Genomic DNA, 25,210 nt, shown 5'->3' on the forward strand with positions numbered 1-25,210 from the left:
CGCAATTGTCACTGGGCCGATTGCCTTGGCGAACCGGTCTTGATCACCGCCCGTTCACCGGCATCGACCAGCTGGCCGATCCCGGTCCGTCCCGCGAGCGCGCAGCGGACGATGCTCTCCGCAACCGACCGGCGGAAACCGTGATCCTCGCCCGCCGGACGATCGCGGCAGATCCGATCAAGCGCCAACTTCATGTTGATCCGCGTCCGGGTGTCGAAATGCTCGCCGATCATTCGTCCGGCCCCTCACGTTGATATCCCGGCACAAAACGTTCGAGGGGCCGGTCGGGTTCCATCCGGAAAGTCGAACCAGCCGCCGGTCAGGCTCGCCCTCGGGAACGCTGGGCCTGGGCCCACGCGACAGCGACGTCGCGGGGCGGCACATCGACGCGCTTGATGGGGGTCAATTCGCCGGAGGCCGAGACAATCGCGGTCTCCTCGCGGTGGCAGCGCGTACAGACGAAGCGGACCTCGTGCGGGGTGGCCATCCAGCTCGACCGCTTCACATTGGCCGCCATCGGCCATGCATTGCAATACGAGCACGACACCAGAAATCGACCGGGATCGAGCATACCCATTTCCGTCGGACTCCGCGTCCTGCCTGCCCCCTCAATGATTGGCCCATGTGAATCGTTCCGGTGCCCGAGCACCGCCGCCGGGAGTGCCACGAGAACGGCAGCTCAGCGCGCGCCCTTGAGGGTGCAGGAGGTGGTACAGGTGACCGTGGTGCCGCGATCGCACGATTTGCAGGCACTGACGCACTGGTTCAAGTCGCGGGGATTATAGCTGGTATTCCGCAGCGGACAGATCGACGTCGAGCCGGTGATGTCCTGCTCCCGGTCGCAGGCCGCCGTCATGAGCGCAATGATGATCACGGCAACGAGGCGCATGGGATTGGCCTGTCAGGATGGCGATGACGTTCACGGGGTGCGCTGCATTGCAACGAAGCCCCGGCATTCCCACTGCGAGCAATCGAGAAACGCGACGCTCACACGCAGGATGCGCGCCAAACCTTAAGAACGGATTGCAGCCGGCGTCAGGCCGCAGCGGCCTTGGCCGCGATCGCCTGCCGCATGTCCACCGCCAGCTGACGGTATTGCTCCGAAAGCTTCAGATAGAACTCGCGCTTGGTGCTGTCGGTGGCGAGCTTGGCGATCAGCTCACATTCGGCGGTGAGCGTCTCGAACCGTTCCAGCCTGTCCTCAAGATGTGTCATCGGCGTGTCCCCATCAAACGCCTCAAGGACACCCAACCTAGGCCCGGGAAATAGGTCACGGCGAACATCGTTATCGAGCAGAATGAATTTTTCCGGTGCGACAGCCTATTTGCTGTCCAGCCGCCAGGCGCCGTCCCATCCTTCGTCGGGCGGGCTCGCCTCGAACTGCGCGATGCGGCCGAGCATAATGCGCGAGGGGCCGTCGCCGGGCACGGCTTCGAGCGCGGCACTGAAGGCGGCGCGCGCCTCGTCGAAACGCCGGGCACGATAGGCGGCGAGCCCTTCGGCATAGTGCGCGCGCAGGCCGTCCCGTGCGCCGGTGAGCGCGCCCGCCCGCGCCATCACCTCGTAGATCGCCTGCGGAGCGCTCTGGCCGGCGACCGCCAGACGATCGATCTCGCGCAGCTCGAGCCGCGATCCGATCGCCTCGGCCGTGGCCTGCGAGATCAGGATGCGGGTGCCGTAGACCTTGTTGACGGCCTCCAGCCGCGACGCCAGGTTCACGGCATCGCCCATCACGGTGAAGCTCATCATCAGCTCGGAGCCGATGCTGCCGGTCAGGACCTCGCCGGTGGCGATGCCGATCCGCAAATCGCACGGCGCGGGCATCGCGCGAATGCCGAGCAGGTCGGGCAGCTGACGCTGCAGCGCGGGGACCTGGTCGGCCATCTCGATTGCCGCAACGGCGGCAAGCAGAGCCTGCTCGTCCTCCTCGACGAAGGGCGGGCCCCAATAGGACATGATCGCGTCGCCGATATATTTGTCGATGATGCCGCGATTGCTCCTGACGGGTGCGGACATCACCGTGAGATAGTGGTTCATCACCTTGACGAGGCCGCGCGGGGTCATGCCCTCGCTCATCGCGGTGAAGCCGCTCATGTCGCAGAACATGATGGTCATGACGCGGCGCTCGCCGTCGATGGCGACCTCGGGCCGGTCGATCAGGCCCTGCACCACCTTGGGATCGATGTAGCGGCCGAAGGTCTCGCGGATGCGCTCATTGTGCCTGAGCTGCTCGGTCATGCGGTTGAACGCCGCGGCAAGCTCGCCGATCTCGTCCTGCGTGGAGACGGTGATCGACTTGTCGAAGCGGCCCGCCTCGACCTCGCGGGCTCCGGCGAGCAGCAGCCGCACCGGCCGCGTGATGCCGCTGGACACCAGAAGCGCGAAGGCGAAGCCGACGATCGCCGCGAGCAACGTGACGACGCCCGAAATGACGATGGCCTGATGCTGGCGGCTGATCACCTGCGACGTCGAGAAGAAGACCTGGGTCAGCATTTCGGCGCGGATCGCATCGACCCTCTGGTCGAACGCATTGCGCTGCGTATCGAGGTGTTCCAGCGTGGCCCGGGCCTCGGCCATGTCCCTGGCCTCAATCTGCTTGAGCAGCTTCGCATTGCCCTCGTCCAGATCGCGCCGCAGCTCGGTGACGGCGGTTTCGATGCGAACGTCGATCCGCCCCAGCGCGGCATTGTCGGAATACGTCCTGGGATCGTCGATGATCGCGTTGATGAGCTTGCGCGCGGTCTCGGCCTCCTCCTCGAACTTGCGGTCCAGTGCCTCGAAGTCACGAAGCCGCGCCGCATAGGCCTCCTCGTCCGACTGCGCGCCCATCCTGGTCATGACCATCCGCCGCAGCGCCAGCGCCCGCTCCAGCGAGCGGACGTTGGCGCGGGCCAGATGGCTATAGGCCGGGATGTAGCGGTTGGTCAGCTCGTCCAGCAGGACGCCGACCTGGCTCGACATCACCATCGACAGGATCGAGGTGACCAGCATCAGGACGATCAATCCGAGGGCGATGCCGACGATCTTGCGCCGGATCGACTGGTTGAAAATCGGCATAGGTGCGGGAGCAATGGCCAAGAGGATGGAACTGGGAACTCAATACACCGGATTTGGCCGCGGGAACATGGCGCATCTGCCCGCCCGTGACGTCGTGAGCCCCTGGAAGTCGCGACACGACCCGAATGCGTTAACGAAGGTTAAAGGCGCTGCCTTTTCCGCGTTTTCGGAAGCTCCCCAGTTCCAATCCGTATTTTGCCGCATTGTTGCGACAGCGTGAGGAATGCGAAACGATGTCATGGCATCGTTTTTGGTGTCTTTGATTCTCAAGCCGCCTGTCGTCGCGGACCTTGGTTTGTAGTGGTTTCGCAGGGGGACCATGGAATGAACCAGTGCCTACGCTCGCTCGCGTGTCTCGTTGCCGTCGCCGCAATGGCCCTCCTTCCCACCGAACTGGCGGCGAAGAGCAGCCACAAATCGTCCGCGTCGAAGAAGTCGCACGAGGCGAAGGCCGGCAAGCAGCGTCATGCCGCGGCCAGATCTTCGGCGGTGAAATCCCGCCATGGCAAGCATGCCGAGGCCAAGCGCAAGTCGAAGAAGACCGACGAGGCGCCCTCGGACAAGCCGGCACCGCCGCCTCTGACCGGCGACCTCGCCGCGCTGAAGGATGCGATCGACCTCGCGCGCAAGGGCAAAACGGATGATGCGAGCGCGGCGCGCGACCGCATCATCGATCCCGCCGGCCAGAAGGTCGCCGACTGGTTCATGCTACGCCATTCCGATAGCACGGCGAATTTCAAGCGTTATGCCGCCTTCCTCGCCGCCAGTCCGGACTGGCCGAGCCGCACCCTGCTGCGCCGGCGCGCCGAAGCCCGGCTTTGGCAGGAGAAGAGCGACGCCGCCACCGTGCACAAATTCACCATGGACCGGCCGATCAGCGCCAAGGGCAAGTTCGCCCTCGCCCGCGTGCTGCTCACGGAAGGCGATACCGACAGGGCCACGCGCCTCGTGCGCGAGGCCTGGCGCACCGACGAATTGTCCGAGCGCAGCGAGGAAGACGCTTACGAGGCGTTCCGCGATCTCCTCACCGCCGAGGATCATCGTGCCCGCATGGACAAGCGGCTCGGCGCCAAGGACTATGCCGGTGCGCGGCGCGCCGCAAAACGGCTCGGCGAGGATGCGCTGGCGATCGTCAAGGCGTGCGCCGCCGTCACCGGCAAGGCCAGCAAGGCCAAGGATGATCTCGAGGACGTCCCGGCCGAAGCGCGCCGCGATCTCGGCTATGTGATGTGCCGCGCCCAATGGCACCTGCAGAAGGACCGCATCGACGACGCCGCCGAATTGATCCTGGCCGCCGCACCCGACACCATGGCCTCCCAGGACACCGATGCCTGGTGGCGCGAGCGTCGCATGCTCGCACGCAAGCTGCTCGACCAGGGCAAGTTCAAAGCGGCGTATGACGTGGTGCGCACCGCGGCGGTGCCCGAGAAGGAAGTCTACCGCGTCGATTATCATTTCATGTGCGGCTGGATTGCGCTGCGCTTCCTTCGGGATCCCCAGGCGTCGATGGCGCACTTCGCCGCCATCGACGAAGGCTCGGCCAATCCGATCGCACTGTCGCGTGCCAATTACTGGCGCGGCCGTGCCGCCGAGGCGATGGGTGCGACCGCCGATGCGCGCCTGAGCTACCGGGCGGCCGCGCGCTATCCGACCGCCTATTACGGCCAGCTCGCGCGCGCCAAGCTGGGCCTCGACCGCATCGAGCTGCGGCCGCCCTCACCCGTGCTGGCCGCGCTGGACACCCCGGCCGCGGACGAACGCGTGCGTGCCGCCGGCATGCTCTACGGCATCGGCGAGCGTGACACGGTGTTTTACTACGCCGAGGATTTCGCCCGGGAGAGCACCGACGTCGCGGCCCTCGAAGCCCTCGGCGCGCTCGCCGGACAGCGCAACGACGCGCGCGTCATGCTGGAGGTCGGCAAGTCGGCGCTGGCGCGCGGCCTCGCGCTGGACCATTACGCCTTCCCGACCATCGGCATCCCCGCGCACCAGCAGGTCGCACCCGCGATCGAGACCAGCGTGATCTATTCGGTGGCGCGCACCGAAAGCTCGTTCGACCAGCGCGACAAGTCGGCGGCCAACGCGGTCGGGCTGATGCAGGTGACGCCCGAAGCCGGCCGCGACACCGCCAAGCGCTTCGGCCTGACCTATGATTGGGACAAGATGGTCTCCGATCCCGTCTACAACACGCAAATGGGCGCGGCCGAGCTCAGCGCGCTGCTGTCGGAATATCGCGGCAACCAGATCATGACCTTCGCCGGCTACAATGCCGGCCGCGGCCGCGTGCGCGAATGGGTGCAGGCCCGCGGCGACCCCAGGGATCCCAATGTCGATCCGGTCGACTGGGTCGAGCGTATCCCGCTGTCGGAGACGCGCAATTACGTCCAGCGCGTGATGGAGAACGTGCTGGTGTACCGCGCCCGGTTCGAGGGCGGCAGCATGGTCGCCGGCAAGAGCGACGAGCGCGTGGTGACGAAGGACGCCGCTGCCGTGGCGACGCCGGCGGAATAAACACCGGTGTCGTAGGGTGGGCAAAGGCGCACTTGCGCCGTGCCCACCAACCTCTCAGATGAATCAGGATGGTGGGCACGCTGCGCTTTGCTCACCCTACGAGATCTACGCACCTCGGCCCTCAATCCACCTTGATGTTCGCAGCCTTGATGATCGGCCACCATTTGGCGATCTCGGCCTTTTGCCGCGCGCCGAGCGCTTCGGGGGTGAGCTGGTCCTTCGGCGTCATCTCCAGGCCCTGGCCTTCGAGCTGCTTCCTCACGGCGGGATCGTTCAGCGCCTCCACGGCTGCGGCGTTGAGCTTGGTCACGATCTCCTTCGGCGTGCCCTTCGGCACCCACAGGCCCGACCACAGCGTCATGTTGAAGCCCTTCAGGCCCGCCTCCTCCGCGGTCGGGATATCGGGCGCCGAGGCCAGGCGCTTGCTGTCGGTGATGGCGTAGGCGCGGATGGTGCCGGCGCGAACCTGGGCGATCGAGTTGGAGGTCTGGTCGACGATGATGTCGATCTGGCCGGCAATGAGATCGTTCAGCGCCGGCGCGGTGCCGCGATACGGCACGTATTGCAGCTTGATGCCGGAGACGCTCTCGAAATAGACGCCGGCGATGTGGCTGCCGGAGCCTGCGCCGGCGGTGCCCGCCGTCGGCGGCGACGGCCGCGACTTCAGCCATTCGATCAGCTCTTTCAGCGACGTCGCCGGCACCGCGTTCTTGCTGACGACGATCATCGGATTGCTCGGCAGCAGCACCACGGGCTCGAGGTCGGTGACGAGGTCGTATTTGAGCTTGTAGACGGCGCCGTTGGCGACGTGGGTGCCGAGATGGCCGAACGAGATTGTGTAGCCGTCCGGCGGCGATTGCACGGCACGGGCAACGCCGATCGAGCCGCCCGCGCCGGTGACGTTCTCGACCACGAGGGGCTGGCCGAGCGCAGTACGCATCCGCTCGGCGAGCACACGCGCCATCGCATCCGACGGTCCGCCGGCCGCGAAGGGCACGATGATGGTGATGGGATGGGTGGGATAGTCATCGGCGCGCGCGGCGCCGGTCACAGTGAGAACAGCAAACAGCGCAGCCCAGACGGCCTTCGTCATTGTCTTCTCCCAGCAATGTCATTGTTGTTTTTCTTCACCTCGCCCCGCTTGCGGGAAGAGGTCGAATTGCGAAGTAGTTCGGGTAAGGGGAGTCTCCGCGAACGCAACCAGCACCGTGTTTGCGGAAGCAGCCCCTCACCCCCGGCCCTCCCAGCGCGAGCAAAGCTCGTCGCGCCCCCGCAAGAACGGGGCGAGGGAGAACTAAGCTAAAACTGCGTGTAGTCGATCGGCTTGTGACGATCGAGCGTGCGGTCGACTTTCGGCAGCGGATATTTCAGACCCGTCGCGCAGTTGAACAGCATGACGCGGTCGGCCTTCGAGACGCGACCATCGGCGAGGCTGTCCTTGTAGGCGGCATAAGTCGCGGCGCCCTCGGGGCAGAGCAAGAGCCCCTCCTCACGCGCGACCTCGTTCAGCGCCGCCGAGATCTTGTCGTCATCGACCGCGATGGCGAAGCCCTTGCTCTCGCGCACCGCGCGCAGGATCAGGAAATCGCCGATCGCCTGCGGCACGCGGATGCCCGACGCGATGGTGTGGGCGTCCTCCCAGCGCGTGGCGTGCTCGGTGCCGGCCTCGTAGGCGCGCACCATCGGCGCACAGCCGGAGGCCTGCACCGCGACCATGCGCGGACGCTTGGAGCCGATGAACCCGATCTTCTCGAGTTCGTCGAACGCCTTCCACATGCCGATCAGGCCCGTGCCGCCGCCGGTCGGATAGAAGATCACGTCGGGCACGTCCCAGCCGAGTTGCTCGGCGAGCTCGAGGCCCATCGTCTTCTTGCCCTCGATGCGATACGGCTCCTTCAACGTCGAGGTGTCGAACCAACCGACCTTGGCCTTGCCCTCGCCGACGATCTTGCCGCAATCGTCGATGTAGCCGTTGACGCGGTAGACGGTCGCGCCCTGCAGCTCGATCTCGCTGACATTCACCTCGGGCGTGTCAGCCGGACAGAAGATCGTGGTCTTGATGCCGCAGCTCGTCGCATAGGCGGCCAGCGCCGCACCGGCATTGCCGTTGGTCGGCATCGCCATATGCTTGATGCCAAGCGCCTTGCCCATCGACACCGCCATCACGAGGCCGCGCGCCTTGAACGAGCCGGTCGGCAGGCGGCCTTCATCTTTCACGATGATCTCGCCGCCGCCGAGTTTCTTGCCGAGCTTCGGCAGTCGGATCAGCGGCGTCGTCACCTCGCCGAGCGAGACGATGTCCTGGCATTTGCGCACCGGCAGCAATTCGCGATAGCGCCACATGTCGGCGGGTCGCTGCGCAAGTGCGTCGTTGGTCAGCGACTTCTTCACGCCGGCGAGATCGTAGCGCACCAGCAGCGGCTTGCCGGCCTTGGAGAGATTGTGGACCTGGTCGGCGGCGTAGTGGTCGCCCTCCATCGCGCATTCGAGATGGGTGACGAAGGTCGGTCGTTCGATAGTGAGATTGTCGTTGTCGTGCATGGCTCGATCTTTCTTCTTTCTTGTGTCGCCAGTTTCTTGCATCCGTCAGTGCCGGGCTTGACCCGGCAATCCATCACTTGAATAGCAGCTCGTTTGATGGATGCGCGGGTCAAGCCCGCGCATGACGAGCGGAGAACGAATCAAATATTCAACACCCGTCCATACGCATCCAGCACGGCCTCCTTCATCATCTCCGACAGGGTCGGATGCGGGAATACCGTGTGCATCAGCTCTTCTTCCGTGGTCTCCAGGTTCATGGCGACGACGTAGCCCTGGATCAGCTCGGTGACCTCGGCGCCGACCATGTGGGCCCCTAACAGCTGGCCGGTCTTCTTGTCGAAGATGACCTTGACCAGGCCCTGATCCTCCCCGAGCGCGATCGCCTTGCCGTTGCCGACGAAGGGGAAGCGGCCGACGCGGATCTCGCGGCCGCCTTCTTTCGCCTTGGCTTCGGTGAGGCCGACCGAGGCCACCTGCGGATTGCAATAGGTGCAGCCGGGGATCAGCAGCTTGTCCATGGGATGCGGGTGCAGGCCCTTGATCGCCTCGACGCAGATCACGCCTTCATGCTCGGCCTTGTGTGCGAGCATCGGGGGACCCGCGACGTCGCCGATGGCGTAGATACCGGGGACGTTGGTCTTGCCATAGCCGTCGATCACGACACAGCCGCGCTCGGTCTTCACGCCGAGCTTTTCGAGGCCGAGATTCTCGATGTTGCCGACGACGCCGACGGCGGAGATGACGCGCTCGAACTCTGTCGTGACAGGCTTGCCCTTGCCGTCGTCGATGGTGGCGACGACGCTGTCGGCCTTCTTCTCGAGCTTGGTCACCTTGGTCGAGGACATGATCTTGATGCCCTGCTTCTCCAGGCGCTTGCGGGCAAGGCCCGCGATCTCGGCGTCCTCGACGGGCAGGATCTGCGGCAGCACCTCGACGACGGTGACCTCCGAGCCCATGGTGTGGAAGAACGAAGCGAACTCGATGCCGATCGCGCCGGAGCCGACCACCAGCAGCGATTTGGGCATCTTCTCCGGGACCATCGCCTCGAAATAGGTCCAGATCAGCTTCTTGTCGGGCTCGAGCCCCGGCAGCACGCGCGGACGCGCGCCGGTGGCGACGATGATGTGCTTGGCCTGATAGCTCCCCTCGCCCAGCGCGCCCTTCGGCGCCTCGACGTCGGATTTCTTCACGGTGACCTTGCCGGGCGCGTCGATCGTCGCCGCGCCCCAGATCACGCTGACCTTGTTCTTCTTCATCAGGAAGCCGACGCCGTCGTTGAGCCGCTTCGAGACGCCGCGCGAGCGCTGCACCACCGCCTTCGGATCGAACGACACCTTCTCCGCCGACAGGCCGTAATCCCCGGCATGCTGCATGTAGTGATAGATCTCCGCCGAGCGCAGCAGCGCCTTGGTCGGGATACAACCCCAGTTCAGGCAGATGCCGCCGAGATACGACTTCTCGACGATCGCGGTCTTGAGGCCGAGCTGGGCGGCGCGGATCGCGGCGACGTAGCCGCCGGGACCGGAGCCGATGATGATGACGTCGAAGGATGTGTCGGCCATGGCGGCTCCCGTTCAACTCAAGAGGCGCCGCGAGCGCGGCGCTTGACCAGAAAAGATCTCACCAGCCATTCGAGCATCACCGCCAGGACCATGACGGCCAGAGCGATGAGCACGATAGGCTGGGCGATGTTCCGTGCCAGTTGCTCGCCGGCAAAGAACGCAGAGTGCAGAAAATCGAGCCCGATCGGGTTGAGCGCGACGACGGCTCCGAGCAGCAGCGATATCCATGGCCAGCGGGTACGGACATGCAAAATTGCCCCCTCTGCCGCGGCGTCAGACCATCATCATCACGGGGTTTTCGATCAGCTGCTTGAACGCGCCGATCAGCTCGGCACCGAGCGCGCCATCGATGGCGCGGTGATCGCAGGACAGGGTCACGCTCATCATGTGCGCGATCTCGATCTTGCCGCCGCGCACGACGGGGCGCTCCTCGCTGGTGCCGACCGCGAGGATGGTGGCATGCGGCGGGTTGATCACGGCGGTGAAGTGGCTGATGCCGTACATGCCGAGGTTGGAGACGGCGGTGGTGCCGCCCTGATACTCTTCCGGCTTCAGCTTGCGGGAGCGGGCGCGCGCGGCAAAGTCCTTCATCTCGTTGGAGATGGTGGAGAGCGTCTTGGTCTCCGCTTTCCGGATGATCGGCGTGATCAGGCCGCCGGGCATCGCTACCGCAACGCCGACGTCGGAATGATGGTGCTTGACCATGCCGCTTTCGGTCCAGCTGACGTTGCAGTTCGGGATCTTCTGCAGCGCGACCGCCATCGCCTTGATGACGAAGTCGTTGACCGAGATCTTGTAGAGCGGCTTCTTTTCCTTGTCCTTCGGCGCGGCGGCATTGATCTCCTCACGCGCGGTGAGCAGCTTGCCGATGTCGCAGTCCATCGTGAGATAGAAATGCGGGACGTTCTGGATCGACGCGGTTAGGCGCTGCGCGATGGTGCGGCGCATGCCGTCGTGCGGGACGACCTCGTAGGAGCCGGGCTCGAACAGCGACAGGATCTGCTTGTCCGACATGGTCGGAGCGATCGAGGGTGCACCTGACGGTGCCGCAGCGGGTGCCTTGAGACCCTTGCCGGACTTGGCCTGCTCGACGTCGCGCGCGACCACGCGGCCGTGCGGGCCGCTGCCGGTGACCATGCCGACATCGATGCCGGCTTCTTTGGCCAGACGCCGCGCCAGCGGCGAGGAGAACACGCGGCCGGCTTGGCCGTTGCTCTGTGCGGCCGGTGCTGCGGCCTGCGGCGCAGGTGCAGCAGCGGGCGGCGGGGCCGCTTTGGGCGCAGCAGGCGCAGCTGCGGGAGCCGGCGCCGCAGCAGGAGCCTCGGCAGCTTTCGGAGGTGCGGCTGAAGCGCTGGGCTTGGCGGCACCCGCGGCCTTGACGTCCTCACCTTCGCCGGCGAGCACCGCGATCACGTCGTTGACCGGAACGTCCTGCGTGCCCTCGGGCACCAGGATCCTGGCGATCGTGCCCTCGTCAATGGCCTCGACCTCCATGGTCGCCTTGTCGGTCTCGATCTCGGCGATGACATCGCCGGATTTGACCTTGTCGCCTTCCTTCTTCAGCCATTTGGCGAGGTTGCCCTTCTCCATCGTCGGCGAGAGAGCGGGCATCAGGATGTTGATGGGCATGCTGACCTCAAGAAGAACTTTGCAAAAATTCGCCTCCGACAGCGGAGACGAACAGACCAGGTTTAGTTGCCGATATCGCCCTGCCAGAGGCGCTCATTGGCAGGGATGGAACGCCAATTCTTCATCATTGTGATGGAGCGGTCGTCGGCAAGATCGATCCAGGGAATGCCGAACTTGTCGAGGATGTCCTTGGACCCCTCGAAGGTGACGGACTCTCCGATCACCACGAGCTTCACCTTGAACAGCCCCAGCGCGCCCGCGCACATCGAGCATGGCGACAGCGTGGTGTACATGACGGTGTCATGGAACGAGATCGCGCCGGCCTCGCGCAGGCAGCTCATCTCGCCATGCAGGATCGGATTGTTCTCCTGCACGCGGTTGTTATGGCCGCGGGCGATGATCTTGTTGTCGCGCGTCAGCACAGCGCCGATCGGCAGGCCGCCTTGCGCGATCGAGGCCTCCGCTTCGCGGATCGCCTCCAGCATGAAATCGAAATGATGCGCTTCGATCGCCACGGTCAGTGCCCCTTGCCGCGCGGCGTCGTGGTGCCGGTGTCGGTCGGACGCTCGATCTCGGCCTGGAACATCTCCAGGATCCGGTTCAGTGCGTCCTCTTCGGTATATTCGCTCTCGCGCGCATAAGCACGCGCAGCATGACGGGCGAGATCGACCAGCAGCAAGCCCCACATGTCGGGCTCCTCGAAGGCCCGCTGGAACGCCATCGACAGCCCGCCGTCCAGCACGAACACGCGCAGGATCTCGACCGCGTCGTCGCGGGCAAGGACGTCGGGTGGTAACGGCTGCTCCTTCGGGCCCGCCATGGTCTACCTGTAGCAGACGGCTTTGGCGGCCTCGACCACCTCAGCCACCGAAGGCAGCGCGAGCTTCTCCAGGTTCGCCGCATAGGGCATCGGCACGTCCTTGCCGGAGACGCGCGCAACCGGCGCGTCCAGATAGTCGAAGGCGCGCTCCATGATGCGCGCGGCGATCTCGGCGCCGACGCCGCTCTGGGCCCAGCCCTCTTCCACCGTGACGGCGCGGCCGGTCTTCTTCACCGAGTTGATGATGGTCTCGGTGTCCATCGGGCGCAGCGTGCGCAAATCGATCACTTCGGCCTCGATGCCCTCCTTGGCGAGTTCGTCGGCGGCCTTCAGCGCGTAGGTCATGCCGTTCGACCAGGAGACGATGGTGACGTGACTGCCGGTGCGCACGATTCGAGCCTTGCCGATCGGGATGATGAAATCATCGAGCTTCGGCACCTCGCCGGTGTGGCCGTAGAGCACCTCGTTCTCGAGGAAGATCACCGGATTGGGATCGCGGATCGCAGCCTTGAGCAGGCCCTTGTAATCGGCGGCCGAGAACGGCGCGACGACCTTGAGGCCGGGGACGTTCGAGTACCAGGCCGAATAGTCCTGGCTGTGCTGGGCGGCGACGCGCGCGGCCGCGCCGTTGGGCCCGCGGAACACGATCGAGCAGCCCATCTGGCCGCCGGACATATAGAGCGTCTTGGCCGCGGAGTTGATGATCTGGTCGATCGCCTGCATGGCGAAGTTGAAGGTCATGAACTCCACGATGGGCTTGAGCCCCGTCATGGCGGCACCGACGCCGACGCCGGCAAAGCCGTGCTCGGTGATCGGGGTGTCGATCACGCGCTTGGCACCGAATTCCTGGAGCAGGCCCTGCGTCACCTTGTAGGCGCCCTGATATTCAGCGACCTCCTCGCCCATCACGAAGACATCGGCGTCACGGCGCATCTCTTCGGCCATGGCGTCGCGCAAGGCTTCGCGGATCGTCTGCGTGATCATCTCGGTGCCGGCGGGCACTTCCGGATCGGGCTCGGCGACGGCCTGCGGCGCCGGCGCGGCTTTGGGCGCGGGCGCCTCGGCCTTTGCGGCGGCAGGCGGTGCGGATTCGGCGGCCTTCTGCGCAGCCGGCGCAGGCGCCTTCGCGAGGTCGTCGGCGCTTTCACCGTCGGCGAGGATGGTCGCGATCGGCGTGTTCACCGCGACGTCAGCAGTGCCCTCCGGGATCAGTATCTTGCCGAGCGTGCCCTCGTCGGTCGCTTCGACCTCCATGGTCGCCTTGTCGGTCTCGATCTCGGCGATGACATCACCCGACTTGATCGTCTCGCCCTCTTTTTTCAGCCATTTGGCGAGGTTGCCCTTCTCCATCGTGGGCGACAACGCGGGCATCAGCACTTGAATTGGCATATCGGCTCCAAAAGAAAGCTTGCGCGCGTTCAGCGGTAAATGTCGGTCCAGAGCTCGGCGGCATCCGGCTCGGGATCATGCTGGGCGAAATCTGCGGACGCGTTGACGATGTCGCGCACCTCGGCGTCGATCGCCTTGAGGTCGGCCTCGCTGACCTTGGCGGCCAACAGGCGGTTGCGCACCTGCTCGATCGGGTCCTGGTCGTGGCGGACCTTCTCGACTTCCTCGCGCGTGCGATATTTTGCAGGGTCGGACATCGAGTGGCCGCGATAGCGGTAGGTCTGCATCTCCAGGATGAAGGGGCCCTTGCCAGCGCGGCACCAGGCCGCAGCCTCCTCGCCCGCGGCCTTGACGGCGCGGACGTCCATGCCGTCGATCTGCTTGCCGGGGATGTTGAACGACGCGCCGCGCTTGGAGAAATCCTGCTGTGCCGAGGCGCGCGAGACCGATGTGCCCATGGCGTAGCGGTTGTTCTCGATGACGTAGATCACCGGCAGCTTCCAGAGCTCCGCCATGTTGAAACTCTCATAGACCTGGCCCTGGTTGGCCGCGCCGTCGCCGAAATAGGTGACGCTGACATTGCCGTTACCGCGATAATTGTTGGCGAAGGCGAGACCCGTGCCGAGCGAGACCTGGGCGCCGACGATGCCGTGGCCGCCGTAGAAGTGCTTCTCCTTGCTGAACATGTGCATGGAGCCGCCCTTGCCCTTGGAATAACCGCCGCGGCGGCCCGTGAGCTCGGCCATGACGCCGTTGGCATCCATCCCGGTGGCAAGCATGTGGCCGTGATCGCGATAGCCGGTGATGACCTGATCGCCCTGCTTCAGGGCCATCTGCATGCCGACCACCACGGCCTCCTGGCCGATATAGAGGTGGCAGAAGCCGCCGATCGCGCCCATGCCGTAGAGCTGGCCGGCCTTTTCCTCGAACCGCCGGATCAGGAGCATGTCGCGGAGCGCCTTGAGCTCCTGCTCCCTGGTGAATTCCGGGGGCGAACCGCCGTCGGTCTTGTCTTGTGGCGTGCTTGCGGCGGCTTTCTTGGGTGCGGCCATAGGAATTCCGGGTCAGAGAAAACTTTCGTCCTCTCTAACCCAACTCAAACGGGCGCGAAAGCGCTGCGGCGACGCGGCACAGGTTTCGTTATGCCGCACTGCAACGTGATCGAAATATTGCACAACGTTTGGCGCTCATCGGGCAACATTAGCTCCAAACTCACGTCAAGGTGTGTGGAGAGCCAGATCGCAGACGCGCCGAGGTCATTCGCGCGACGGCAGCGCGCTCTGCGCATATCTTGGTCGCGTCGGCTCGACGGAATCAGCGAGGGGTCGCTGTGCTCGGGGAGGCAGCAGCGCGCGCCGAGCCCGCATTACTTCGCCGGGATCATCCGAACGAGATCGCGCGGATTGACATAGTCGAGCTGGTAGCGCGCCCGCTCGTCCAGCATGTCGGGGTCGATCCGCTCGGACCGCAGCAGCGACACCCGCTGCTCGCTCCTGGCGCGCTCGCGCTTGAGCTGGGCCAGCTCGCTCGTCAGGGCGATGATCTCCTGGTCGAGTTCCTGGCGGGCGTTGAGGCCGTATTTGCCGGTATAGGCGTTGACGCCGAAATAGCCGACGATGGCGGCTGCCATCGCGTAGAGGGCAAGACCGGTCAGGATCGATTTCAGGCGCGCGCGGGAGACCATCCTGGGAACATGGGACAGGTTGGTTAAGGGAGTGCTAATTGCCCTCGTCCGGCCTCGCACTTGCAGACCCTCATGGTGAGGAGGCCGCGCAGCGGCCGTCTCGAACCATGAAGACCCGGATGTCGCCCGCGGCCATCCTTCGAGACGGCGCTGGCGCGCCTCCTCAGGATGAGGACCTTTCGTGTGGCCGCGGGATATTTAGCCTCAGCCGTGGTGCTTGGCGACGTGCGCGGCGAAGGCGTCGATATAGGCCTGGAGCACCGGCTTCAGCGACTCCTTGACCAGATTGCCGTCGGCGTCGAAGGCATCGCCGACCGCGTTCAGATAGGCCTCCGGCTGCTGCATGATCGGGCCGGAGATACCCGGCAGGATGTTCTGCAGCGTCTTGGCGGCGCTGACGCCGCCGAGCGGGCCCGGCGAATTCGAGATGATGCCGACCGGCTTGCCGTTGAACGAGCTCTTGCCATAGGGCCGCGACGCCACGTCGATGGCGTTCTTCAGCACACCCGGGATGGCGCGGTTGTATTCCGGCGTGACGAAAATGACGCCGTCCGACTTCTGCAGCTTGTCGCGGAAGGCCAGCCAGTCCGCGGGCGGCGCGCCCTCGAGGTCCTGGTTGAAGAACGAGATGCCGGCCGGCGTGACGACCTCGAGCTTGAGCGTATCAGGCGCAAGCTTGGCCAACGCATTGGCGATCTTCAGCGAAAAGCTGTCCTTGCGCAGGCTGCCGGCGATCGTGACGATGTTGTAGGCCATGAGGTGTCCTTGAGGGCTTGAGCTGGAGTGCCGCGACGGCACTTAATCGATCTCGCGCGATGGATGCAAGTGCATGAACCGGCCGGATTTGGAAACGCTGCGTTTCGCGGAAGCAGACGATTGGGGCAGTCCGGGGCTACGATTGATCCGCAACATTCGTTCCAAACAAATCAGGCCGCCAAGCGGCGGCCTGATCTTTCGCGCAAATGTCCAACTCCGGTCAGATCGTCGGATTCCACGCCGACGGGATCAGGCGGTATTTGGCGCCGTCCTTCTCGACATGGCCGACCGACGGGAACGTGAAGTGGAAGCCGATGACGGTCGCCTTCTCCGCCGCCGCCATGTCGTAGAATTTGTGGCGCGTCTCCTGTGCCAGCGCGGCATCGTTGTCGAACATCACGTGCCAGTCGGGATTGCGCAGGAAGAATTCCGGAATGTTGGTGACATCCGACTGGATCAGCACCTTGGCATCGCCGGAGGCGACGGCGAACGAGGTGTGGCCCGGCGTGTGCCCAGGCGTCGCGATCGAGGTGATGCCCGGCGCGACCTCCTTGCCCCACTCGAATTTGGTGACCTTGGACTCGAGGCCCGCGAAAGTCTTCTTCACGTTGGCGAAGTAGTTCTTCATCATCGGGTTGGACTCGGCCTTGGCCGCGTTGTCCTCGCTGGTCCAGAACTCCCAATCCTTGCCCGGCACCATGATCTCCGCATTGGGAAATGCGAGCGCGCCGTCGGCGAGGCGAATGCCGTTGGTGTGATCGGGATGCAGATGCGAGAGCAGCACGACGTCAATGGCTTTCGGATCGACCCCGGCGGCCTGGAGGTTCTGCAGCGTACGCCCGACGGCGCCCTTGCTCGCTTCCAGATTAGCGACGCCGTTGCCGGTGTCGATCAGGATCAGCTTGGAACCGGTGTTGATGAGTTGCGGGTTGAACGGCACCGTGACCATGCCCTTCGGCATGTAGGCCGCCTCGCCTGCGGCCAGAGCTTCCTCCTTCGGCTTGTTGGCGACGAACTTGTCCGGCATCGGGAAGGTGCGCGCGCCGTCGTTGATCGAGGTGCACTCGAAAGCGCCGACCTTGTACCGATAGAAGCCCGGCGCCTGCGTCCCGGCTTGCGGCACCGCGGCATTGACGGCGGCCGGTCGAAGGCCGGCAACGGCGGCCGCACCGACGGCGGCGGCGCCTGCGAGCAAATGACGGCGATTGAGGTCGGTCATGGAGAGGTCCCCTTCTGAGCCCTTGCGGTTTTCCGCATTCAATGGCGGCGGAATAATCCCCCGCCTCGCTCAGAAGGCAAGCCCTTCCTGCGGTGACCTGCCGTCGCAGATCACGAATATTTATTTGGGTTGATGAGGAATTTTTCGCCTATCGCCTGTCTGCGCCAGTATCGCTTCGGCGCCTGGCCGTAGACTCGCTTGAAGGCGTGCCCGAAGGCGCTTTCCGACGAATATCCCAGCCGCGCGGCGGTTGCAGAAACGCTGGCGCCAAGCCGAAGTTGTTCGCGTGCCAGCCGCATGCGCCAGCGAAGCAGGTAGTCGACCGGCGCCAGCCCCACCAGAGACCTGAACCGCTTCGAAAACGCAGATCGCGACATTGCGATTGCGCCGGCCAATGCGTCGAGGGTCCAGGGGTGAGCTGGGTCTGCGTGCATCAGCCCAATTGCCTTGCCGATCCGGGCATCGACCAGCGCATTGATCCATCCGAGCCCCTCGCCGTCGGCCTGATTCAACGCCGCACGGAGCACCTGGACCAGCAGGACGTCGGCCAGCCTGTTGGTGAGCACCGCCGCTCCAATTCCCGTCCCTCTGATTTCGAGATCGAGAATCCCGAGCGTGGACTGAATGACGGGCGCCGGCGGACTGCGTGACGGTATGAGCAGAAATCGCGGAAGCGCGTCGAGCAGCAATTCGGCGTCCGACTCTTCGAAGCCGAAACTGCCGGCGAGCAACACGGTATCGCCGCCGGCGTGGCGCGCGACGTCCGACTGCTCCCAATCGAACGCCGCGATACCATCCGCGGGAGCAAGGTGTTCGTCGTTGGCCAGGACATAGGCCGGCGCATTGGCGAGAAGAAAGCAGTCGCCGGAGGCAAGCCGATGACGGGCCTCATCGCCGAAATCGATCCAGCATTCGCCTTGAATGACGGCGCCGAACTTCAGGGCGGGTTTTGCCGGGAACCGATACGACCACCTGCCGCCCGCCTCGAACCTCGTACAACGCGCGGCGCGAACGTTCAGGAGTGAGAAGACTTGGGACAGAGGGTCCAGGGTCTTGGGGTCGTCTAAGGTCTTGGAGTCCAAGGTCTTGCCCAGATGCTTGTCCGAGAGCTTGCCCAAAGCCTGATCCGATCTCGACGATTTTCGACCGGCTAGAGCATAGATCATCCTAGCTTCCTATGCGACGTTGGTGCTGCAACGAACTGAACGGAACAGCCATGACGGGTATCGCAGGCAAGGTCATCGCCATCACGGGCGCCAGCAGCGGAATTGGCGAAGCCACCGCCCGGCATCTCGCAGAGCACGGCGCTATCGTGGTTCTCGGCGCGCGACGCTCCGACCGACTGGAGACGCTGACCGAGAGCATCGTCTCCAAGGGCGGAAAGGCGTCCTATCTCGTCACCGACGTCAAGCAGCGCAAGGACGTTGCGGGCCTCGTCGGGCTTGCAACAGAGCGATACGGGAAGCTGGACGTCCTGATCAACAATGCGGGGATTGCCCCGGTCTCCCGCCTTGACGACCTCCGGGTCGACGACTGGGACGACATGATCGACGTGAACGTGAAGGGCGTGCTCTACGGGATTGCTGCGGCCTTGCCTGTCTTTCGACGTCAGGGCTTCGGTCATTTCGTCAACACATTGTCGACCGCCGGGATCAGGATCGTTCCGACAATGGCGGTCTATGCGGGGTCGAAGAACGCCGTCAGGGCGATTTCCGAGGGGCTTCGTCAGGAGGCAGGCCCGTCGCTTCGCGTGACAACCATCTCTCCCGGTTATGTCGACACCGAGCTCCCCTCCTCGATGACGGATTCCGAGCTGAGGCAACAGGGAGAGGCGGCCATGAAGGCAATCGCCATTCCGGCGCGCGCCATTGCCGAAGCCATCGCTTTTGCGATACGCCAACCGGACAATGTGGACGTCGGCGAGATCGTCGTCCGCCCAACTGCTCAGGCATGATGCATCGATCAAGCCGCCGCCGCGCCCCGCCCCGGAATCATCCGCCCTCGCACAGCCTGATTATTTGTTCGGGTTGATGAGGAATTTCTCGCCGGTGGCGCGTTTGGCGTACACGGCGATGTTGGCGGGATCGAGCACCTCGGTCAGCGACACCACCTTGGTGTAGTGGCTGGCGAAGGTGGTCTTGAGCTCGGACGCCACGCGCTGACGCAGACGGCCGATCTCGGCCGGACCGATGTTCTGAAGGAACGGGGTCAGCAGCCAGCCGCCGACGCCCCAGGCCAGTCCGAACGACCGGCTCAATTCGGTCGGACGGGTGTCCAGGCTGCCGTAGATATAGATCTGCTTGTACACGTTCGAGCCGTAGCGGCTGTATTCCTTCGCGGTCTTGTTGGCCGCAACTTCCATGGCGGTCAGGATCTGGCTGGCCAGCTTGCCGCCGCCGATGGCGTCGAAAGCGATCGTGGCGCCGGTCTCGACCAGCGCATTGGTGAGAGTGTCCGTGAAATCAGGTGCACTGGAATCCACGACGTGCTTGGCGCCGATCTTGTGCAGGATATCGGCCTGCTCCTTGCTCCGGACGATGTTGACGAGGCCGATGCCGTCCTTGATGCAGATCTTGTTGAGCATCTGGCCGAGATTGGAGGCGGCGGCCGTGTGCACCAGCGCCTTGTGGCCCTCCCGCCGCATCGTCTCGGTCATGCCGAGCGCGGTCAGCGGATTGACGAACCAGGACGCGCCGTCCGCAGCCGTGGTGCCCGCCGGCAGCTCCATGACGTCGCGGACCTTGAGCACGCGGTACCGCGTGTACATCGCGCCGCCGATCATCGACACCGTCTTGCCCATCAGCGCTTTTGCTGCGTCCGACGATCCGGTCCGGATCACCGTGCCGGCGCCCTCGTTGCCGACCGGCAGCGACTGATCGAGCCGGGCCCCCATCATCCGCATCGCAGCCTCAGGCATCGTCGCGGTGATGACCGGCATCTCCTTGGTGCCGGAGGCCTTGGCGGCCGACATGTCGGCGGGCCCGATCAGGAGCCCGAGGTCGGAGGGGTTGATCGGCGTCGCCTCGACGCGAACGACGACCTCGTCATCGGCCGGCTCCGGCGTCGGGACGTTCACGAGGGACAATTCCAGCTCGCCGCTCTTTTTCAACAGCGAACGCAGTTGCAGTCCGGATGTGCCGTCGCTCATGTCGATCCTCCCCTGTCCGTCTTTTCGCGAGAAGAAGCGCTGGCTTATGCCAGCGCCTTCAGTGCCGCCCTGCCGCCGTACAGCGCCTGCTTGCCGAGCTGCTGCTCGATGCGCAGGAGCTGGTTGTATTTGGCGGTGCGATCGGAACGTGCAAGGGAGCCGGTCTTGATCTGACCGCAATTGGTGGCGACCGCGAGGTCGGCGATGGTGGAATCCTCGGTCTCGCCGGAGCGGTGCGACATCACCGAGGTGTAGCCGGCCTTGTGCGCCATCTCGACGGCGGCGAGCGTCTCGGTCAGCGTGCCGATCTGGTTGACCTTGATCAGGATCGAATTGGCGCGGCCGGCCTTGATGCCGTCGGCGAGGCGCTTGACGTTGGTGACGAAGAGATCGTCGCCGACGAGCTGGCACTTCTTGCCGATCAGATCGGTGATCTCCTTCCAGCCGTCCATATCGTCCTCCGACATGCCGTCCTCGATGGTGACGATCGGATAGCGCGAGACCAGGTCCGCGAGATACTTGGCCTGCTCGGAGATCGAACGGGTCTTGCCCTCGCCTTCGTAGACGTATTTTCCGTCCTTGAAGAATTCGGTCGAGGCGCAGTCGAGGCCGAGCACGATGTCGGTGCCCGCCTTGAAGCCGGCCTTGCCGATCGCGTTCATGACGAAGTCGAGCGCGGCGTCGGCCGACGGCAGGTTCGGGGCGAAGCCGCCCTCGTCGCCGACATTGGTGTTGTGGCCGGCCTTCTTCAATTCGGACTTCAGCGTGTGGAAGACTTCGGCGCCGTAGCGCAGGCCCTCGGCGAAGGAAGACGCGCCGACGGGCAGGATCATGAATTCCTGGAAGTCGATGGGGTTGTCGGCATGCACGCCGCCGTTGATGATGTTCATCATCGGCACCGGCAGGAGGCGCGCCGAGGTGCCGCCGACGTAGCGGTAGAGCGGCATGTCGAGCGAGTTCGCGGCCGCCTTGGCGCAGGCCAGCGAGACGCCGAGGATGGCGTTGGCGCCCAGCCGGCTCTTGTTCGCGGTGCCGTCGAGGTCAATCATGATCTGGTCGATCTGGGCCTGCTGCTCGGCGTCGAGGCCGCTCAGCGCCTCGAAAATCTCGCCGTTGACGGCGCCGACCGCCTTGGAGACGCCCTTGCCGAGATAGCGGGCCTTGTCGCCGTCGCGCAGTTCCACGGCTTCATGGGCCCCCGTAGAGGCGCCCGAGGGCACGGCAGCACGGCCGAGCGCGCCATCCTCCAGCACGACATCGACCTCGACGGTGGGATTGCCGCGGCTGTCGAGGATTTCGCGTCCGATGATGTCGATGATGGCGGTCATGAGGGCCTCTTTTCGGGAACAAAGGGGGGCAGTTGGCGGTGCTTCTACCGCAATGCATCGGAGTGGAAAAGGCCGGGTGACGGCCGCCCGATGATTGGCTAAGAGGGCCGCCGCACCGGAGGCTGCCCCATGGCGAAAAAACCCAGCAAATCGACCAACTCACCTGACCTGCAGCTCGGCCGTGCCGTGGAATGGCCGGATGCCCCCGAAAGGGCGACGCTCGACCGCGTGCCCAATCCGCAAAAGGGCACCGACTATCTGGTGCGCTTCACCGTGCCGGAGTTCACCTCGCTCTGCCCGGTCACGGGCCAGCCGGACTTCGCGCATCTGATGATCGACTACGCGCCCGGTCCATGGCTGCTGGAGTCGAAATCGCTCAAGCTCTACATCGCGAGCTTCCGCAATCACGGCGCCTTCCATGAGGACTGCACCGTGATGATCGGCAAGCGCATCGCCAGCGAGATCAAGCCGAAATGGCTGCGCATCGGCGGCTACTGGTATCCGCGCGGCGGCATCCCGATCGACGTATTCTGGCAGACCGGAAGGGTGCCAAAGGGACTATGGGTGCCGGAGCAAGGCGTCGCGCCTTATCGCGGGCGGGGATGATCGAGAAGAGACCGTTTCGGGTTGACCGCGCTCGGTCTAGCGTGCGGCCGGTTTCGTTGACGGACGATTTGACGCCTGTCCTTTTGTAGGGGCGCCATTTCCAATGCAGCCGTTCGTAAAGTTGGGTTTGTCGATGCTGGAGCATCTATCGGCGTTGTCACGAAGGAGGCGGAAGATTTCGTCGTTGGTCAGTGTATATTTAAGGACGCTTACCCCGCCGTCCGATTGTGCTAACCCGAGTAGCACCGACGTCGTGGGTAGTGGCTTCCCGGATACCGCCGCGGTCATTGCCTCCAAGGAACCATCATACGACTGCGTCTCGTCCAACAACGGAATGATGTCAAAGGTCAGTAATTTACTGCCAGGAGAAATGATGGCGTCAGCATCGCTGCGCAGACGCACCTTTGTCGCGCCAGCTAGATAATCACCATCGATTCGTGCGTAGACAAAGGAGGCTGATGCGTCGCCGCGGTTAACCGCCAGGACGCGAAGCGTAGTTCCATCAATGGACGGTGTTTGTAGAAAGGCGTCTGACCTTGGGGAGTGTAAAGCATTGATAATGACGGGTGCCACTATTCCCAATACAGATAGCAGTGCAGTGAGTAGCGCCAAGACGGTACTCGACACCGAGAACCAACCTCGCCAATCTTGATATGAACCGCAATCTGAACACAGGAGCGCGCCCTGCGGGATATCATTGCAGCATTGCTTACAGCGGACGCTAGACTGATCTTGCTCGCCCATACCAGTCCTCTATATTGCCGATCCAGCTAATCCATAAAACGTGCTTGGAAGCGATCAAACGATCCACCAACGGCAATTTGCCGCGTGTGGCGCTTAAAACAACTGTTACGCGCGCGCATCCGCCGGTGCGCGCGCCTTGAGCAGCCGCGCGCAGACGAAGCCCAGCACGACCATGATCGCAGCGCTTGCGAACAGGGTCGGCATCTTGCCGGCATGCGCAAGCCCGAGGCCGTAGGCGAGCGGGCCCACCGTCTGCCCCATGAAGAAGAAGAACGAGTGCAGCGACAACGCAGTCGCGCGCGCCTCGACCGAGAGCTCGCTGGCGAACACCTGCAGGCAGCCATGGGCGATGTAGAAGCCCCATCCCATCACGACGAGGTTGAGCGCCTGCACCTCCCAGCGCGGGCCGAACGCGACGGCGACGAGCTGCGAGGCGACCAGTGCCATGCCCGCAATCATCATGCCCTTGACGCCGAGCCATGGCAGCAGGCGCGACACCGTGAGCGTGTAGAACAGGCCGCCGACCGCAAAGCCCGCGATGACCACACCTGCGATCGACAGCGAGGTCTGCCCGAGCTCGAACAGGAACGAGGCGATGTAGGGAAACAGGCCGAGCACGCAGCAGCCTTCGACGAACACCGCCGAATAGCAGACATAGGCGTTGGGGTTGGTGAAGATGGTGCGGTAGCCGGCCTTCAGCGCCGACAGGCTTGTCTTCGGCGGATGCTTGACCTTGGCGCCATGAAAGCCCGCGGCAACGGCGATCGACGCCACGATCACGAGCCCACCCAGCACCGCGAGCACGCCGCGCCAGCCGAGGAAATCGCCGATCAGGCCGGAGGCCGAGGCGCCGAGCAGATTGCCGGTCATCGCGCCGGCCAGCGTGCGGCTGATCGCGACCTGGCGTTTCTCGGGCCCGACGAGATCGCTGGTCAGGCTGAGCGCCACCGGAAACACGCCGCCGGAGCCGATGCCGGCGAGGATGCGGGTCGCAAACAGAACCGGGAACGAGGTCGAGAATGCGCCCAGGATGTTGGCAAGGCCGAGCAGCGCGAGGCAGCCGATCATCAGCCGGGTCTTGCCGAACAGATCGGCGGCGGCGCCGACGATCGGCTGGATGATCGAGAAGGTGAAGGCGAACACCGCGGCAAAACCCGCGGCGGTGGCGATGCTGACGCCGAAATCCTCGGCGACGTGCGGCAGCACCGGATCGAGCGCACGTGCCGAAAGCGCTGCGGCGAAGCTTGCGCCCGATATGACGTAGAGGGCCGTCGGCAAGCCGGGATCGTGCGGCGGCGCCTCGCCTTGCTGCATCAGCGCGGGCTCTTTGCCAGAGCGTCGAACGCCATCAGCCTTGCGATCAGCCCCTCGAACTCGCGCAGCGGCACCATGTTGGGGCCGTCCGAGGGCGCACGGTCCGGGTCGGGATGGGTCTCGATGAATACGCCGGCGACCCCAACGGCAACGGCCGCGCGCGCCAGCACCGGTACGAACTCGCGCTCGCCGCCCGAGGAGGCGCCCTTCCCGCCCGGCTGCTGCACCGAATGAGTGGCGTCGAAGATCACGGGCGCGCCGGTGGTGCGCGCCAGGATCGGCAATGCGCGCATGTCGGAGACCAGCGTGTTGTAACCGAAGGATGCTCCGCGCTCGGTGACGAGCACGTTCGGATTGTTCGCGCCGGTGATCTTGCTCACGACATTGGTCATGTCCCAGGGCGCCAGGAACTGGCCCTTCTTGACATTGACGACCTTGCCGGTCGCGGCAGCAGCGAGCAGCAGATCGGTCTGCCGGCACAGGAAGGCAGGGATCTGCAACACGTCCACCGCCTGCGCCACCTCGGCGCATTGCGCGGCATCGTGCACGTCGGTCAGGACAGGCAGGCCGAGCGAGGCGCGGATCTCGGCGAAGATCGGCAGCGACTGCGCGAGGCCCAGTCCGCGCGCAGCCGACGCGCTGGTGCGGTTGGCCTTGTCGAAGGAGGTCTTGTAGACGAGGCCGATCTTCAGCCGCGCGGCGATCTCCTTCAGCGCGGAAGCCACCTCAAGCGCATGCTGACGGCTTTCGAGCTGGCAAGGTCCGGCAATGATCGAGATCGGCAGATCATTGCCGAACTTGACCGTGCCAATGGTGACGACCGGCGCCGCCGAATGCGAAGAGCTCAAGGCCAATCCCTCGTTTCGGCGCGACCATAGCCGCGATCGGGGTCGGATCAACCC

General features: G+C 64.6%; 26 protein-coding genes. 3 read left to right on the plus strand and 23 right to left on the minus strand.

Annotated features, from left to right (window positions below):
* Window positions 1-8: 8 nt before the first annotated feature.
* The 5 genes from CIT39_RS18605 to CIT39_RS18625 form a co-directional block, all read right to left on the minus strand.
* A complete protein-coding gene (locus tag CIT39_RS18605) occupies window positions 9-233 on the minus strand; it encodes a hypothetical protein (RefSeq protein WP_094977766.1) in 225 nt (74 codons plus the stop codon).
* An 86-nt stretch (window positions 234-319) separates the two neighbouring features.
* Window positions 320-571, minus strand: coding sequence for a hypothetical protein (locus tag CIT39_RS18610; RefSeq protein WP_244607606.1), 252 nt, complete (start codon window positions 569-571; stop codon window positions 320-322).
* A gap of 108 nt (window positions 572-679) precedes the next feature.
* Window positions 680-889, minus strand: a complete 210-nt coding sequence (locus CIT39_RS18615) for a hypothetical protein (protein ID WP_094977764.1) — start codon at window positions 887-889, stop codon at window positions 680-682.
* Window positions 890-1,035: 146 nt separating this feature from the next.
* Window positions 1,036-1,215, minus strand: coding sequence for a hypothetical protein (locus tag CIT39_RS18620; protein WP_094977763.1), 180 nt, complete (start codon window positions 1,213-1,215; stop codon window positions 1,036-1,038).
* A gap of 105 nt (window positions 1,216-1,320) precedes the next feature.
* The gene (locus CIT39_RS18625) at window positions 1,321-3,057 is read right to left on the minus strand and encodes an adenylate/guanylate cyclase domain-containing protein (protein ID WP_094977762.1); all 1,737 of its coding nucleotides are present in this window, start codon (window positions 3,055-3,057) and stop codon (window positions 1,321-1,323) included.
* A 324-nt stretch (window positions 3,058-3,381) separates the two neighbouring features.
* Between CIT39_RS18625 and CIT39_RS18630 the strand changes: the two genes are divergently transcribed.
* The gene (locus CIT39_RS18630; RefSeq protein WP_094977761.1) at window positions 3,382-5,568 is read left to right on the plus strand and encodes a lytic transglycosylase domain-containing protein; all 2,187 of its coding nucleotides are present in this window, start codon (window positions 3,382-3,384) and stop codon (window positions 5,566-5,568) included.
* Between the two features lie 121 nt (window positions 5,569-5,689).
* Here the strand turns inward: CIT39_RS18630 and CIT39_RS18635 are convergent, their stop codons facing one another.
* From CIT39_RS18635 to CIT39_RS18695, 13 genes are all read right to left on the minus strand, one after another.
* On the minus strand, window positions 5,690-6,661 hold the full coding sequence (locus tag CIT39_RS18635; RefSeq protein ID WP_094977760.1) for a tripartite tricarboxylate transporter substrate binding protein BugD: 972 nt from the start codon (window positions 6,659-6,661) through the stop codon (window positions 5,690-5,692).
* Window positions 6,662-6,867: 206 nt separating this feature from the next.
* Complete coding sequence (locus CIT39_RS18640) at window positions 6,868-8,109, minus strand: threonine synthase (protein ID WP_094977759.1); 1,242 nt, start codon at window positions 8,107-8,109, stop codon at window positions 6,868-6,870.
* Window positions 8,110-8,249: 140 nt separating this feature from the next.
* Complete coding sequence (gene lpdA / locus CIT39_RS18645) at window positions 8,250-9,671, minus strand: dihydrolipoyl dehydrogenase (RefSeq protein WP_094977758.1); 1,422 nt, start codon at window positions 9,669-9,671, stop codon at window positions 8,250-8,252.
* A gap of 17 nt (window positions 9,672-9,688) precedes the next feature.
* Entirely contained in the window at window positions 9,689-9,922 is a 234-nt protein-coding gene (locus CIT39_RS18650) for a hypothetical protein (protein WP_094977757.1), read from the minus strand.
* Window positions 9,923-9,944: 22 nt separating this feature from the next.
* Complete coding sequence (locus CIT39_RS18655) at window positions 9,945-11,300, minus strand: pyruvate dehydrogenase complex dihydrolipoamide acetyltransferase (protein WP_094977756.1); 1,356 nt, start codon at window positions 11,298-11,300, stop codon at window positions 9,945-9,947.
* Between the two features lie 62 nt (window positions 11,301-11,362).
* Window positions 11,363-11,815, minus strand: a complete 453-nt coding sequence (locus CIT39_RS18660) for a nucleoside deaminase (RefSeq protein ID WP_028141599.1) — start codon at window positions 11,813-11,815, stop codon at window positions 11,363-11,365.
* A 2-nt stretch (window positions 11,816-11,817) separates the two neighbouring features.
* Window positions 11,818-12,120: a DUF5076 domain-containing protein gene (locus CIT39_RS18665; RefSeq protein ID WP_027529768.1), complete on the minus strand. Its 303-nt coding sequence runs from the start codon at window positions 12,118-12,120 to the stop codon at window positions 11,818-11,820.
* Between the two features lie 3 nt (window positions 12,121-12,123).
* Window positions 12,124-13,509, minus strand: a complete 1,386-nt coding sequence (locus CIT39_RS18670; protein ID WP_094977755.1) for a pyruvate dehydrogenase complex E1 component subunit beta — start codon at window positions 13,507-13,509, stop codon at window positions 12,124-12,126.
* A 29-nt stretch (window positions 13,510-13,538) separates the two neighbouring features.
* Window positions 13,539-14,561: a pyruvate dehydrogenase (acetyl-transferring) E1 component subunit alpha gene (gene pdhA / locus CIT39_RS18675; RefSeq protein ID WP_094977754.1), complete on the minus strand. Its 1,023-nt coding sequence runs from the start codon at window positions 14,559-14,561 to the stop codon at window positions 13,539-13,541.
* Between the two features lie 314 nt (window positions 14,562-14,875).
* Window positions 14,876-15,193, minus strand: a complete 318-nt coding sequence (locus CIT39_RS18680) for an FtsB family cell division protein (RefSeq protein ID WP_094977753.1) — start codon at window positions 15,191-15,193, stop codon at window positions 14,876-14,878.
* A gap of 204 nt (window positions 15,194-15,397) precedes the next feature.
* The gene (locus tag CIT39_RS18685; RefSeq protein ID WP_094977752.1) at window positions 15,398-15,949 is read right to left on the minus strand and encodes an NADPH-dependent FMN reductase; all 552 of its coding nucleotides are present in this window, start codon (window positions 15,947-15,949) and stop codon (window positions 15,398-15,400) included.
* Window positions 15,950-16,169: 220 nt separating this feature from the next.
* Entirely contained in the window at window positions 16,170-17,168 is a 999-nt protein-coding gene (locus tag CIT39_RS18690) for an MBL fold metallo-hydrolase (RefSeq protein WP_094977751.1), read from the minus strand.
* Window positions 17,169-17,278: 110 nt separating this feature from the next.
* Window positions 17,279-18,286 (minus strand): AraC family transcriptional regulator, encoded by a 1,008-nt coding sequence (locus tag CIT39_RS18695; protein ID WP_414645251.1) that lies wholly within the window; start codon window positions 18,284-18,286, stop codon window positions 17,279-17,281.
* A 98-nt stretch (window positions 18,287-18,384) separates the two neighbouring features.
* Here CIT39_RS18695 and CIT39_RS18700 point away from each other — a divergent pair, with 98 nt between their 5' ends.
* Window positions 18,385-19,122 (plus strand): SDR family oxidoreductase, encoded by a 738-nt coding sequence (locus CIT39_RS18700; RefSeq protein WP_094977749.1) that lies wholly within the window; start codon window positions 18,385-18,387, stop codon window positions 19,120-19,122.
* A 60-nt stretch (window positions 19,123-19,182) separates the two neighbouring features.
* Here the strand turns inward: CIT39_RS18700 and CIT39_RS18705 are convergent, their stop codons facing one another.
* Window positions 19,183-20,316: a zinc-binding dehydrogenase gene (locus tag CIT39_RS18705; protein WP_094977748.1), complete on the minus strand. Its 1,134-nt coding sequence runs from the start codon at window positions 20,314-20,316 to the stop codon at window positions 19,183-19,185.
* Between the two features lie 44 nt (window positions 20,317-20,360).
* Entirely contained in the window at window positions 20,361-21,644 is a 1,284-nt protein-coding gene (eno, locus tag CIT39_RS18710) for a phosphopyruvate hydratase (protein WP_094977747.1), read from the minus strand.
* A 129-nt stretch (window positions 21,645-21,773) separates the two neighbouring features.
* Between eno and queF the strand changes: the two genes are divergently transcribed.
* Window positions 21,774-22,250 carry a preQ(1) synthase gene (gene queF, locus CIT39_RS18715; RefSeq protein ID WP_094977746.1) on the plus strand — a complete coding sequence of 159 codons (477 nt, stop codon included), beginning with the start codon at window positions 21,774-21,776 and terminating at the stop codon, window positions 22,248-22,250.
* A gap of 36 nt (window positions 22,251-22,286) precedes the next feature.
* On the opposite strand, the gene CIT39_RS18720 is transcribed toward queF, so the two are convergent.
* The 3 genes from CIT39_RS18720 to kdsA all read right to left on the minus strand — a co-directional run bounded on the left by CIT39_RS18720 (window position 22,287) and on the right by kdsA (window position 25,156).
* Window positions 22,287-22,862 carry a hypothetical protein gene (locus CIT39_RS18720; RefSeq protein ID WP_202975558.1) on the minus strand — a complete coding sequence of 192 codons (576 nt, stop codon included), beginning with the start codon at window positions 22,860-22,862 and terminating at the stop codon, window positions 22,287-22,289.
* A gap of 237 nt (window positions 22,863-23,099) precedes the next feature.
* Window positions 23,100-24,308, minus strand: a complete 1,209-nt coding sequence (locus tag CIT39_RS18725; RefSeq protein WP_094977744.1) for an MFS transporter — start codon at window positions 24,306-24,308, stop codon at window positions 23,100-23,102.
* Window positions 24,308-25,156 (minus strand): 3-deoxy-8-phosphooctulonate synthase, encoded by an 849-nt coding sequence (gene kdsA, locus CIT39_RS18730; protein WP_094977875.1) that lies wholly within the window; start codon window positions 25,154-25,156, stop codon window positions 24,308-24,310. The genes CIT39_RS18725 and kdsA overlap by 1 nt, the downstream gene beginning before the upstream one ends.
* Window positions 25,157-25,210: the final 54 nt, after the last annotated feature.

The sequence above is a fragment of the Bradyrhizobium symbiodeficiens genome (assembly GCF_002266465.3).
In the GTDB taxonomy this organism is placed as follows: Bacteria; Pseudomonadota; Alphaproteobacteria; order Rhizobiales; family Xanthobacteraceae; genus Bradyrhizobium; species Bradyrhizobium symbiodeficiens.